This is a genomic window from Desulfatibacillum aliphaticivorans DSM 15576 (genome assembly GCF_000429905.1).
Taxonomy (GTDB): Bacteria; Desulfobacterota; Desulfobacteria; order Desulfobacterales; family Desulfatibacillaceae; genus Desulfatibacillum; species Desulfatibacillum aliphaticivorans.
Window position 1 is genome coordinate 57,682 of the sequence record NZ_AUCT01000006.1, and the last position, 13,010, is coordinate 70,691.

General features: G+C 54.8%; 12 protein-coding genes. 8 read left to right on the plus strand and 4 right to left on the minus strand.

Going from position 1 to position 13,010, the window contains the following annotated elements:
- Window positions 1-7 precede the first annotated feature (7 nt).
- Genes G491_RS0106550 through G491_RS0106560 form a run of 3 tightly spaced genes read right to left on the minus strand, consistent with a single transcriptional unit; the run spans window position 8 to window position 2,755 of the window.
- Window positions 8-1,285, minus strand: coding sequence for a TRAP transporter large permease (locus G491_RS0106550; protein WP_012609618.1), 1,278 nt, complete (start codon window positions 1,283-1,285; stop codon window positions 8-10).
- Window positions 1,275-1,775 carry a TRAP transporter small permease gene (locus tag G491_RS0106555; protein WP_028314003.1) on the minus strand — a complete coding sequence of 167 codons (501 nt, stop codon included), beginning with the start codon at window positions 1,773-1,775 and terminating at the stop codon, window positions 1,275-1,277. The genes G491_RS0106550 and G491_RS0106555 overlap by 11 nt, the downstream gene beginning before the upstream one ends.
- Window positions 1,776-1,777: 2 nt before the next feature.
- Complete coding sequence (locus G491_RS0106560; protein WP_051327076.1) at window positions 1,778-2,755, minus strand: TRAP transporter substrate-binding protein; 978 nt, start codon at window positions 2,753-2,755, stop codon at window positions 1,778-1,780.
- Between the two features lie 578 nt (window positions 2,756-3,333).
- Here G491_RS0106560 and G491_RS0106565 point away from each other — a divergent pair.
- Entirely contained in the window at window positions 3,334-4,059 is a 726-nt protein-coding gene (locus G491_RS0106565) for a cache domain-containing protein (RefSeq protein WP_169829399.1), read from the plus strand.
- A 15-nt stretch (window positions 4,060-4,074) separates the two neighbouring features.
- Window positions 4,075-5,133 (plus strand): methyl-accepting chemotaxis protein, encoded by a 1,059-nt coding sequence (locus G491_RS0106570; protein ID WP_282705980.1) that lies wholly within the window; start codon window positions 4,075-4,077, stop codon window positions 5,131-5,133.
- A 63-nt stretch (window positions 5,134-5,196) separates the two neighbouring features.
- On the opposite strand, the gene rfbB is transcribed toward G491_RS0106570, so the two are convergent.
- Entirely contained in the window at window positions 5,197-6,264 is a 1,068-nt protein-coding gene (rfbB, locus tag G491_RS0106575) for a dTDP-glucose 4,6-dehydratase (protein WP_028314007.1), read from the minus strand.
- Window positions 6,265-6,695: 431 nt separating this feature from the next.
- Between rfbB and G491_RS0106580 the strand changes: the two genes are divergently transcribed.
- From G491_RS0106580 to G491_RS0106605, 6 genes are read left to right on the plus strand one after another with little or no spacing between them, the layout of a single operon-like run.
- Complete coding sequence (locus G491_RS0106580; RefSeq protein WP_028314008.1) at window positions 6,696-6,893, plus strand: helix-turn-helix transcriptional regulator; 198 nt, start codon at window positions 6,696-6,698, stop codon at window positions 6,891-6,893.
- Window positions 6,894-6,898: 5 nt separating this feature from the next.
- Entirely contained in the window at window positions 6,899-7,954 is a 1,056-nt protein-coding gene (gene pilM, locus G491_RS0106585) for a type IV pilus biogenesis protein PilM (protein WP_012609624.1), read from the plus strand.
- Window positions 7,951-8,649, plus strand: coding sequence for a PilN domain-containing protein (locus G491_RS0106590; protein ID WP_028314009.1), 699 nt, complete (start codon window positions 7,951-7,953; stop codon window positions 8,647-8,649). The genes pilM and G491_RS0106590 overlap by 4 nt, the downstream gene beginning before the upstream one ends.
- Window positions 8,650-8,698: 49 nt before the next feature.
- Window positions 8,699-9,346 (plus strand): type IV pilus inner membrane component PilO, encoded by a 648-nt coding sequence (locus G491_RS29720; RefSeq protein ID WP_051327077.1) that lies wholly within the window; start codon window positions 8,699-8,701, stop codon window positions 9,344-9,346.
- Between the two features lie 28 nt (window positions 9,347-9,374).
- Window positions 9,375-10,364, plus strand: coding sequence for a pilus assembly protein PilP (locus G491_RS0106600; protein WP_028314010.1), 990 nt, complete (start codon window positions 9,375-9,377; stop codon window positions 10,362-10,364).
- A gap of 1 nt (window position 10,365) precedes the next feature.
- Entirely contained in the window at window positions 10,366-12,900 is a 2,535-nt protein-coding gene (locus G491_RS0106605; RefSeq protein ID WP_084511368.1) for a type IV pilus secretin PilQ, read from the plus strand.
- Window positions 12,901-13,010 lie beyond the last annotated feature (110 nt).

Here is a 13,010-nt window from a genome sequence, read left to right on the forward strand (position 1 = left end):
TCCATTTCTATTTAATCAACGCCGCCATCCGCATGGTCAGGGGCGAATAAAAGCTGATAAGCAGCAGGTCGATAATCAAGACGGCCAAAAAGGGCAGCACCCTGCGGGAGACCGTCATAATGGGATCGTTGGATATGGACCCGGAAACGATCAGGCAGATGCCCATGGGCGGGGTGAGCATGCCGATAGCCAGGTTGGTGACGATAATCACGCCCAGGTGCACCAGGTCAATGCCCAAAGCCGGCTGCATGGCGACTATTGTCGGGACCAGCAGGATCAGCGCGGCCGTGGTTTCCACAAAGGCCCCTGCGATCAACAGCACCAGGTTGACGCACAAAAGCAGAATCACCGGGTTGGACGACACGGAAAGCAGGCCGCCTGCCAGCTTGGCCGGAATGTTTTCCATGGCAGCGATCCACGAAAAGGCCGACGCCGTGGATATGATGAACATCACCAAGGACGACGTAATGGCCGCCCTGATAAACAGTTGCGGCAGGTCTTTGGGGCCGATTTTCCGGTACACGGCCATGCCCAAAAACAGGGAGTACGCCACGGCTACGGCCGCCGACTCGGTGGCTGTAAACACGCCGAACAAAATCCCGCCCAGGATGATAATGGGCGTTCCCAAAGCCAGGAAGGCTTTCTTGAAGGTTTCCCATACTTCGGCCCAGGAAAAAACTTTGGCCGCCCCGTAGCCGTTCTTTTTGGATATGAACGAGGCCACGATAATCAGGCTGGCGCCGATAAGCACCCCCGGGATGATTCCTCCGGCGAAGAGCTTGCCCACGGACGCGCCGGTGAGAAATCCAAAGATGATCATGGGGATGGACGGCGGGATGATCACTCCGATGGACCCGCCCGAAGCCTGGACGGCTGCTGCGAAATCCGAGTCGTAGCCCGACTTTTTCATGGCCGGAATGAGCACCGCGCCCACGGCGGCGGCGTCCGCCGCGGCCGAGCCGGAAATACCCGCAAAAAACATGGCCGAAACTATGGTTACGGCGGCCAATCCGCCGGGCAGCCAGCCCACCAGGGCGTTGGCAAAGTCGATGATGCGCTTGCTGGAATCCCCTTTTTCCATGATGACCCCGGCGAACATAAACAGCGGCACGGCCATAAGCGGGAAAGAATTGACCCCGCCGAACATTTTTTGCACCACAACCATGAGGGGAAATCCGCCCTGAACCAGTATGGCCAGCACGGACGCGGCCATGATTGCCACCGCGATGGGGGCTTCCAGGGCGAAAAGCGCCAGCATGGTTATGATGAGGATTTCAGCGGTCATTGGCGCCTCCCGTGAACTCCTCCAAAAGCAGGCGCAGGTTGTGGATGCAGAAAATCACCCCGGAAACGGGGATGACCGCAGTCACCGTCCATTTGGGAATGTTCAGGGCCGGGGAAATCTGAAATCGTACAAAATACGAGAACTTGACGCCGTAGACGATGAGCACGGCGAACAAGGCCAGAGAGATCAAATGCACCAGCACCCGGGCCGCCAGATGCACCTTGGGCGGCGCCAGTTTGGTCAGGCTCTCGATTTTGGGATGCACGCCCCGGTAATAGGCGGAGGTGGCGCCCAAAAAGGTGAGCCACACCAGCAGATACCGCGCCGCCTCCTCGGACCAGAACAGGGAGTCGTTCACCACGTACCGGAAAAAAACCTGGGTGCACACGATAATCGCCATGGTGAGCCCCAGGGCGAACAGGACTCCCTCCACCGCCTGGTTCAGGCCCAGGCTCAGCCTTTGGTAAACCCTGAGGAACTTGGCGGCCATGGCTATTTAACGGCTTCCAGCATTTTTACCAGCAAATCGTGAACCGCCGGGTCTTTGAACATGTCGCTGCCGGCCAGGCTGGCGACCTTTTGGCGGAACGCGTCCACGTCGGGATGCATTTCAATCTGCATGCCTTTTTCCTGGAGCAGCTTTATCCTGGCCGCGTCCTTATCCCGGTTGTCTTTTCTCTGGAACTTGGCGGCGCCTTTCATGCACTCGGCGATCAGAGCCTGATCCTTGGCGTCCAGGTTCCGCCACCACTTCAGGGAGGCGACGTCGATGTGCGGAGAGTACACATGGCGGGTCATGGTCATGTATTTTTGAATTTCATAGAATTTGTAGACTTCCATAACCCAGAGGGGGTTTTCCTGGCCGTCGATCACGCCCTGCTGCAACTCGGTATAGATAGGCCACGCCATGGGCGTGGGATTGGCGCCCAAGGCCCTCCAGATGGTTTTATGCAAGGCCGAGTTCATGACCCGGATTTTCAGGCCCTTTAAATCCTCGGGCGTTTTGACGGCGCGTTTGCTGTTGGTCAGGTTCCGAAACCCGTTTTCCGAAAAACACAGGCCTTTAAAGCCCATGGGCTCCAGCCCGTCCAGGATCTCCTGGCCCAGGGGGCCGTCCAGGATTTCGTCGGCCTGGGCGTTGTCTTTGAATAAAAAGGGATAGTTGATGACGCGCACGATAGGCGTGAAGGTGTCGAACGGCCCGCCGGTAATAATTCCGATATGGAGGGTGTTCATCTGGATTTGCTGCAGCATTTCCGTTTCGTTGCCCAAAACCCCGGAATCGTAAATCGTCACGGTCCAATCGCCGCCTGACTTGGCCTCCAGCAACTCCTTGAATTTGTCGGCGACCACGTTTTGCGCGGAACCGGGCTTGGTCACCACGCCCAGCTTGATGTTTTCCGCGGCCTGCAAGGGAAGGCAAAAGCCTATGGTCAATACCGCAGCCAGAAGAACAATCCGTGCTTTCATAAGATCCTCCATGGAGTTTGCTGGGGGCGCCGAATTAAACGGCTTGCCGTTAACGATGGTAGCGCCAGTATAGCATAAGTTTCGGCGCCAGTGCATGCACAGATTGTCTTTGAGGCGGGGGGAGGGCGCCTTGCAGGATCTACAAGGATGTATTCTTCAATCTTTTATTTAATGCAAATACGGAAAGAATACTTTTTAAATAGTACAAGCTGAATCAATGGACAAAGATTATGTTACATCATTAAAAAACAGTTTTTAATGATGATAAGGAATAGGTCCATTTTTATTGGAAATAGTTCTCAAAATCAAATACTTACAAATCCAAATTGCCGTCGTATTTCCAGCCTCCACACACAAATCAAACATAAATCTAATACTTGTGGAATCGCGTTGAAGCAAAACAAACAGCGAATGCGGAGCGCGTTTTAAACCGAGTCCGCCGGGTGGGGACAGGCGAAAAACCGAGTGCGTCGGGCAGGCAGTATGCCCGGCCTGCAAAAGGCTTGATGCCTGGGGCTGGGGTTTTTTTCATTATTCAAAAAATCAAGGCCTTTAACCTGTATGAGAAGGGGAGAACAGTGGACATTTCACGGAAGATTAACTTCTTGTTTGCGGCCGGATTAATCGCCATGGCTGTTATGGCGTGGTGGCTGTCCAGCCATTTCCTGATGCAGGCGAAAAACAGCGAAATCCAAACCATCCACGGATTATTGCTGAATGAGCGGCAAAAGCAGGCGGAAAACCTGGTTAACAATGCCTTTTGCGTTATTGAAACCGCGGATTTTTACGAAACCGCACGGAATGCTCTTCGGGAAATGCGATACGGGCCCAAGACGCTGAACGTGGAAGCCTCCAAAGGCTCGGAAGGGGCCGAGGGCGCCGAAGCCAAGGGCCGCGACTATTTTTTTGTGGTGGACGTGGACGGCATGTTTTGGGTCAATCCCATGCATCCCGAGTTGGAGGAGACAGTGGCCCTGGACCTCAAGGACGCTTCGGGGCGCGAGTATATCAAGGAAATCATTGAAACCGCTAAAAACAGCGAGGACGGGACAGGGGCGTTGATATACACGGAGGCCGTGGAAGGCTCTGACCGGGTTCAGACGAAAAAAGGCTTTTTCAAACTGTATAAGGATTGGGGCTGGATTTTGTGCACCGGCGTGCCCATCGACGACATTGACGTAATCGCCGCGGGCATCGATTCAAACGTTGAAGCCTCTTTTTCCGGTAAAAAGCGCAGCCAGGTAATTTATATGGCCTTGATGGGCCTGCTTATCATCGTCCTGAGCAGGACCTTGGTCTGGTGAAAGATCGTCAGCCCCATCAAAAGGGCCACGGCCATGATGCGGGAAATCGCCCGGGGCGAGGCGGATCTCACCAAACGCCTCAAGGTGGAGTCCAAGGATGAAATCGGCCAGTGGGCCATGTCCTTCAACACCTTTGTGGAGAACACCCAGGCCATGATTCGCGAAATCATGGCCCACGCCCGCAACCTGCAGAACGCCTCCGGCGAGATGCGCGTGGTCAGCGACTCCCTGGCGGCGGGCACGGATCAGACCTCCACCGAAACCCATTGGGTGGCCAACTCGGTCAATGACATGAACATCAACCTGGGAGACGCCGCTGTCTCCCTGAATGAGACCGCTCACACGGTGCGGCAGATCGCCGCCAATTCCAACAAGATGAACAAGTCCCTGGCCGCCATCGAGAAAAAAACCGAAGACGCCATGGCAGTCACGAAAAAAGCCGTTGTGCAGGCCGTGGATGCGTCGGAAAAGATCCTGCACCTGGGCCGGATGGCGGCTTTTATCGGCGAGGTGAACGAGGCCATCGCCGAAGTGACGGACCAGGTCAACATGCTGTCCATCAACGCGGCCATTGAAGCCGCCAAAGCCGGGGAGGCGGGCAAGGGCTTCCAGGTGGTGGCCCGGGAGATGAAAGCCCTCTCCGCCCAGACCGCCGAGGCCAGCGCCAACATCCGGTCCCAGATCCGTCAAATTCAAGACACCTCCCATCAAGCCATCGACGAGGTGGAGAACATAACCATGGTCATCAAGGGGATCGACGGCTTTGTGGAGGATATTGTCAAAGCCACAAGGGAGCAGGCCGGGCACACAAGCAGCATCGCCCACGATATCCAGGAAACCTCCCGGGCGCTGGACCGCGTAAACGATAACGTGTCCTCCTGCTCCGAATCCACAAGTCTCATCGTGCGGAAAATTTCCGAAGTGAACACCACGGCCGGTGACATGGCCCAGGGCAATCAAAACCTCATCGCCAACGCTTCCATGCTCACAAGCATGGCGGATCAGCTTCAGAACATGGTGTTCCGGTTTAAAATCATCGATGAAGGCCCTCCGGCAAGGGCGATCATGCATTAACACAGGAGCCTTTGGCGGGAAAAATGCAGGCCGGGCGGGCTTTTCAAGGAGCTCGCCCGGTTTTTATTTATAGTGGGACTCCACCCAATTCCGGTATTCCCCGGAGCGAACCTGCTCCACCCATGTCCGGTTGGACAAGTACCAATCCACCGTGGCCTCCAGGCCCTGCCTGAAGGTGTGGGCGGGCTTCCAGCCCAGCCTGGCCGTGGTCTCGGAAAAATCCATGGCGTAGCGCCTGTCATGTCCCGGCCTGTCCTTGACCATGGAAATGAGCCTTTTGCTGTCTTCCGATGCGGGCCTGTTCAATTTCCGGTCCGCCAGTTCGCATAAGAGGTGCACCACTTCCAGGTTGGTCTTCTCCTCCCCCCCTCCTATTATATAGGTTTCCCCGGCGGCGCCTTTTTCCAAAATATGCATCAGGGCCCGGCAATGGTCCTCCACAAAAAGCCAATCCCGAACGTTTTGGCCGTCCCCGTACACAGGCAGGGGCTTCTGGTCTAAAATTTGCATCAACATTAAGGGAATCAACTTTTCAGGAAATTGATAAGGACCGTAGTTGTTGGAGCAATTGCTGACGACGCACGGCAGACCGTATGTTCTGTGGTACGCCCTTACAAAGTGGTCCGAGGCCGCCTTGGATGCGGAGTAGGGGCTGGACGGGTCGTAGGGCGAGGCTTGAGAAAAAGAGCCTTCAGGCCCCAGGGACCCGAACACCTCGTCCGTGGAAACGTGGATGAACAGAAAATCACGGGGGCGGCCGCGGCTTTCCCAGTTTTGTCTGGCCGCTTCCAGCAAGGTGCAGGTTCCCATAACGTTGGTGGAGGCGAAGCAAAGCGCGTCCTTGATGGATCGGTCCACATGGGATTCCGCCGCAAAATGGACGACGGCGTCGAAATCGTCCTCATGAAACAACCTTTCCAAAAGGGCGGCGTCGCAAATATTTCCGTGCACCAGCTTGTGCCTGGAGGCCTGATCCCGGGGCAGCCCCAGGAAGTTCCGGGGGGAGCCCGCATAGGTGAGGGCGTCCAGGTTGCAGATTCCACAATGGGGATCTTCCCGGAGAGCCTGTAAAATAAAGTTGGAGCCGATGAATCCGGCGCCTCCGGTAAGCAATATCTTTTTTCGGTTCATAGTCCGCCGCTCCGTCCTTATTATAAGGAATGAGGGTTATCGAAAAGGCGTTATTAGAGCACTAATACCAGCAGGTGTGAGCTTTTTCAAGGCTTTGCCGTGTTGTAGATTACTGACAGGAGAGCCTTGAATATACGAGGTTGGTGAAGGCCCCCGTCGGGCCTGGATCTCGCAACAATGTGAAATAGCTCATATATATGTTTTCGGTCCACAACATCTAGGCCGAATAAGTATAATAAAGCACAATATAGGATAATTATGCATAATTTATATTAAATTATATATAAATTCATTGACCTTGGAAGACTCCTTGAGCATTGTGATACAAACGAGTTCTTCAGTTTTCATAACGGATCGGGGGTATCTGATGTTTTCCAAAGGGAGGCGGTCTAGTACGTGGGTGGCACAAGACCTCCGGGGAAAGTTTTCCAATGGCTAAAAATTGTCTAAAGGAAATTCGTGAATCAGCGCTCTTAAGCAAGGCTGAACTTGCGAGAAAGGCGGGGATTTCGCCCATCACGGTTGACCGGATTGAAAAAGGCTACCCGTGTCGGATGGAAACCCAGAGGAAAATCCTTGAGGCCTTGGGTTATCAACCAAAGGACAAACTAAGGGTTTTTGGTGAGTAAGAGCTATGGCACTTTTTAAAAAGCAAGAAGGCCTGGTTGGCCTGGACATCGGCTCGGCGGCTATTAAAATTGCGGAGATAGAAGAGCGCAAGCAAAGCCGGGTATTGGCCAAGTTCGGGTTGATGGAATTGTCGGAAGGCGCAATTGAGGACGGGGTGATCAAGGACCACGAGAAGGTGGCCGAGACCATCAAGGACCTGTGCCGCGCCTTTAACATTAAGCAGCTTAACGCCGCCATTTCCATAGCCGGGTACTCGGTCATCATCAAGAACATCACCGTCAAGACCATGACGGAGGAGGAAATGCAGGAGAGCATCTCGGTGGAAGCCGAGCAATACCTGCCTTTCGACATCCAGGACGTGTATCTGGACTTCCACATTGTGGGAAATAGTTCGGAGAGGGACGGCCATATGGATGTGGTTCTTGTGGCGGCCAAAAAGGACCTGGTTGACGAATACGTCAGCGTGGTGGAGATGGCGGGGCTGCATCCGGTGGTCATGGATGTGGACGCCTTTGCCGTGCAGAACATCTACGAGCTGCTTTCGGACGTGGACGACGAGATCGTCGCGCTGGTGGATGTGGGGGCCTCCAAGACCTCGGTCAACATTATTAAAAACCGGAACTCGGTGCTTATCCGGGACGTGGCCATGGGCGGCGCTCAGATCACTCAGGAGATCATGAAGCGCGGCGGCTGCTCTTACGACGAAGCCGAGCAATGGAAGGCCGATCCCGAACACGCTAAGATGGACAAGGAGGAATTGAACGACATCATCGCGTTGGCTACGGCCAGGTGGTGCGAGGAAATTCGTCCTGCCTTTGATTTTTTCTATTCCATGAATGACGAGCGTTTGAGCAAAATCGTCATGAGCGGCGGAAGCAGCGGAATCATAGGATTCAAAGAGACGCTGGCGGCGGAGACCGGGATAGACGTCTTTTTGCTGGATCCCTTCGCCGCCATGGATGTGAGCGACGAACAGTTTGATCCAGGCTATTTAAAGCGCATCGGACCCCAGGCCACCATCGCCCTGGGTCTTGCGTTAAGGAGAGCGGGTGACAAATGATCAGAGTCAACCTTCTGCCCTTTCGGGCCGCCCGGAAAAGTGAGAACGTCAAAAGACAGGTCGTAGTCTTTTTGGCAGCCATTGTTTTGTTTATTTTCGGCTGCGCATTCTATGCCGTGTTTCTCATGGGCCAGGTGGCTGATTTGGAATCCGAGTTGGCCCAGGCCGAGGCGGACCTTGTCAAGTATAAGAAGCAGGCCGCCGAAGTGGACGCCATATTGGCTGAGATCGCCATGCTGGAAAAACGGGAAGCCACCATCGAAGGGCTCCGGCGTTCGCGTTTTGACGCGGTCAAGCTCCTGGACCATTTGACCCAGTTGATCTCTCCGCCGTCTTCCGGCGTTTTGGCGGCCAAGGACCAGAGGGTCTGGCTGGTTGCTCTTAAATCCAAGACTGCGGAAAGAAAGCAGGATTTGGACATAGAAGGCGTGGCGGTGGACACTAAAGACGTGGCGGCCTTCATGGACAGGCTTGAAAACTTTACGGAAGCTCCTTCGGGGCCGTCCCTGGCAATGGCCGGCGACGGAGCTCAGCCCGAAATTCCCTATTTTTCCGATGTGACTTTAAGGAAGCTGTCGGCGTCGGATGACTCTGCTTTGTTGAATTTCAAGCAGTTTAACATCCATTGTCAGCGAATCATGCCGGGGGCCGAGGATGAAGATACGGCGAAGAAGGCTCCTAATAAAAAGAAGTAATATCGGCCGTTTATGGGTCCCATATATAGGTTAAAAGGCAGGTTAAACCATGGCTAAATCCAAGGATGCTCCATCACAACTGACGGTATTTGTCGACAAGATCGGCCAATTAAGCAGACCGCAGCGCATTCTGATATTCGTCGCTGCGTTTTTGGCGATTGGCGCACTTTTCACCTTCCTTTTATTTAAACCCTACTGGACCCAAAAAAGCGAGCTTACCACCAAACTTGAAAACAAGCTGAATGAAGTGCGCGTTTCCCAGGCCAAAGCCGCCAAGCTGCCCAAGGTCAGGGAGCAACGCAAGAAGGCGGAGGAGAGGCTCGCCAAATCCGCCGAGTCCCTGCCCAAGAAAAAGGAAGTGCCGGAGCTTTTGGACAGGATGTCTCTTTCCGGAAAGGAAGCCGGGCTGGAGTGGACGCTTTTTCAGCCCAGATCTGAAGTGGAATATCCTGAAGATTCATATGTGGAAATGCCCGTGGAAATGATTGTGGAAGGCGATTACCACGGCATTGCCTCCTTTTTTGATAAAGTGGCCCATCTGCCCCGCATCGTTAATATCAACAAATACGATATTGTACCCAATAATGAGCAGAACGGCGGATGGCGCCGTCTGGTGTGTACTTGCCAGGCAGTGACTTACAGGTTCCTGGAGCCCGAGGCGACAGATGCGAACAAAAAGAAAACAAACAAAAAATAGTGAGCAGGGGAGACTGACGGGGAAGCCCATGGCGCCCGGAGCAGCGGCTATTGCTGCAGGGGCGATCCTGCTTCTGACCCCGGTCCATGCTGCAACGCCGGAATTTACGCCCGGCCCCGCCTCCGTATCCATGAAGGTGGAGGCGCGTCCGGACTTGGCCTCCCAGCCTCTTGCCAACGCCGTTTCGGTCAACGCAGTGGAGGAGCAATCCGGCGTGAGCATGAAGGTCTCGAAACCGCCGGTCCAAGCGGCTCCTTCAGGCGTGAGCATGAAGGTGGCCAGGCCGTCTGATACGCTTCCGCAGGCCCAGCCTGAGCAAGGCGGCGTGAGCATGAAGGTGTCTCCCAGGCCGCCGGCAGCTCAAAAGCCCGCTCCTGCGGAGCAGCCCCAGGAAGCCCCGGTGAAGCCGGAAGAGCCTGTTGCAGCGGCCCCGGAACAGCCTGTAACGCCTCCGCCTGTTGCGCAAAAGGAAAAAACGCCGCCAGCGGAACAGCCTATCGCCATGCCCGAAATCAAGATCGGCGCAGAAGACGTCGGGGCGGAACCGGAATCCGAAGAGGAGGGTGTTGAAGTGGCTACTGCATTAGAAAACTACAGATATGTAAGGGGCGCCAAGCTCAATCCCTTCAGGCCCTTGACTGACAAGCCTGACGTGGAACCGGAGCCCGCCATCGTGGACACGCCGGTTGAAGGCCCCCAGACTGTGACTGCAAAGCCTAAGATCAAAAATCCTCGACCCATTCCAACGCCTATTGAGAAATACCCTCTTAACTCCCTGGATCTGGTGGCCATCATGCGGATGAAGCGCGAAGCATTGGCCTTGGTGCAGATCCCTGACGGAGCTAAGGGGTTTATAATCAGAAAGGGCACCTACATCGGCAACGAAGGCGGTACGGTGTCCGAAATCGACCTCCAGAACAATAAAGTGGTGGTTGACGTGGAAGAAGAAGACATGTTCGGCAACATTATTATTAATAAGCGGCAGCTAAGCCTACAGAAAACAGCCGGGGACTTTTAACATGGGACGTAGAAGGTTTAAACAACTCGTTGTGGGAGCACTGGTTGCTGCACTATTAATTCCGGGCGTTTACGGATGTTCGGTGAAGCAGGACCAGGTAAAGCCTCAGGAGCCTGAGGTTGCGGCTCCGGTGGAGGAGACTGCGGCGGTTCCCGAGGCTCAAAGGGAAATTACGGGAATCTCCGTGGGAGGCGATGAAAATGTGGCCTCCGTCCTAATCCGGGGAAATGCCAACTTGATGTACACGGCGGTTAAGTCGCCCTTTAATAATGGGGTGGTCTTATACTTTCCCGAAACCGCCTTGGCTGCAAATCTTCCCGCCACTCTCCAGCCTGCTTCTCCTCTGGTGAAGAATGTCATGGCTACCCAGGCGGACGGCCAGATGATTTCCGCCAGGGTGGAAATCAGCCTGTCCAGGGAGCTGCCGTACGAAATCAAGAAGGAAGACGGCGCATTGTACGTGCTTTTGGGCAGGGAGGAGCCTGTGGAAGAAGACGTCCTCCCAGCCTCTGAGCCGGCGGCCGTTCAAACCGCCGAGGCTTCCGAAGGCGCAGCTGCATCTCAGACCATGGAAGAAACCTTCCGTGGGACCGGGGCTGAAGACAGCCCTGAAGCGGCGGCTGAGTTCAAGGAAGTAGTGTCCGCGCCCGTTCCTGCGCCCACCGGGCCTGTGTGGCTTACAGGGGTCAACTTCCTGCAAGAGCCCGCCGGCAGATCCTCCATCAAGATCGAGGTCTCCCAGCCTATTCAGTATAAGGTGACCCGTCCGGCGGAAAAGCGCCTGGTGGTGGAGCTTCCCGGCGTTCAGGTTCCCAAGGAGCAGCAGCGTCCCCTCATCACCACGCGTTTTGAAAGCGCTGCGGACCGGATCGTCCCGTACGCCAGAGGCCCCAAAGACACGGCGGTGTCCGTGGAACTGCGTCAGATGGTGGCTTATCACGTGGAACAGACCGACCAGGGCATATTGCTGCATCTGGAAGCCTCGGACATTCCTCCCAGGCCCCTGGCCCAGGCGGCCTTGCCCAGGTGGGAAAGCATTATGCGCCAGGAAGAGCCCTTGCCCGGACCGGGCGAAGCGGCGGCCATGGCCGGCGACGACATGATGGGCGGAGACCTGGCCGATTATGAGGGCTTTGAGGAAGGCGCAGGGCCGAAACAGTCTCTGGACTTTATGGACGCCATCTCCCAGGAACTGCGGACCGGCTCAGCCAAGACCGAAATCGTTTACACCGGCGAAAAAATCGCCTTGGATTTTTACAAGACCGACATCAAGAATGTTTTCAGAATTCTTAAAGAAGTCAGCGGCTTGAACTTTGCCATTGACCGGGACGTGGAAGGGGAGGTCACCCTCACCCTCGAAAAACCCGTGCCCTGGGACCAGGTTCTGCACTTGGTGCTCAAGATGAACCAGTTGGGCATGCAGAAAATCAAGGACGTAATCCGGATTGCGCCTCAATCCGTGCTGGATGAAGAGGCCGCGGCCGAACGCGCCAGGGAGCAGGCCAACATAGACAGGATCAAAACGCTCACGGAAACCAAGAACCAGCAGATGCAAAATGAATTGCAGCAGCAGGCCCTGGAGCCAATGGTGACGGAGTTTATACCAGTCAATTACACGGACGCCAGCGATCTTATCAAGCATGTGGAAGCAGTTAAATCTCCTGACCGCGGTTCAGTAGACGTTGACATTAGAACCAATACCATTATAATGATCGACATTAAGGACAGAATCAAACGAGCCAGAGACATAGTCAGCCGCCTGGACAGAGTTACCGCCCAGGTTCAAATAGAGGCAAGAGTTGTGGAGGCTCAGACTACCTTTTCCAGAAGCATCGGACTTGCATGGAACGGCGAATCCGGCATTCAACCCGGGGATTCCAGGGAAGGGGTCGGCCCCCAGCGCGGGTATGACGTGTTGGGCGGCACTTACGGATACAACTGGTCGGTCAACTATCCTACTGAGACCGATGATTACGGCAACAATACATTTGGCTTTAACTTCAGCCGCTTGCTTGGCCTGACGCCGCTATCGCTGAATGCTACTTTGAACGCGGCGGAGAGCAGGGGCGAAATCAAAATCGTCTCCTCTCCCAAAATCAGGACCTTGGATAACAAGCCGGCCACGATCAAACAGGGCATCGACTATCCCATCAAGCAGTTTGACGGGGACGGCAATACGGTTATCGTGTACAAGGCGGTGGACTTGCAGTTGGAAGTCACGCCCCACGTGACCCAGGACCGCCGGGTTTCCATGAAGATGACCGTGGAAAAGAACGACGTAGGCGCGGTTATTTCGGAGGAACAATCCTTCAACACGAAAGAAGTGGACACCGAATTGCTGGTCAATGACGGCGACACGGTTGTTATCGGCGGCATTATTAAGACGACTTTCAGGGATGATGTGGACGGATGGCCCGGATTGATCGATGTTCCCGTGCTCGGATGGCTTTTCAAGGATTCCACAAAGTCCGAGGAACGGGAAGAATTGTTGGTGTTCATTACTCCTACTATTGTTGAGTTGGAGGAAATCCAATAACTATGAAAAGCCGGGACCATGTTATGGCGCACTCAAATGACGCAAATTTACAGGACATCCAGGGCCATTGCCAGGGGCTGGAGGTTCATGAGGGTATACACCAATCCGAA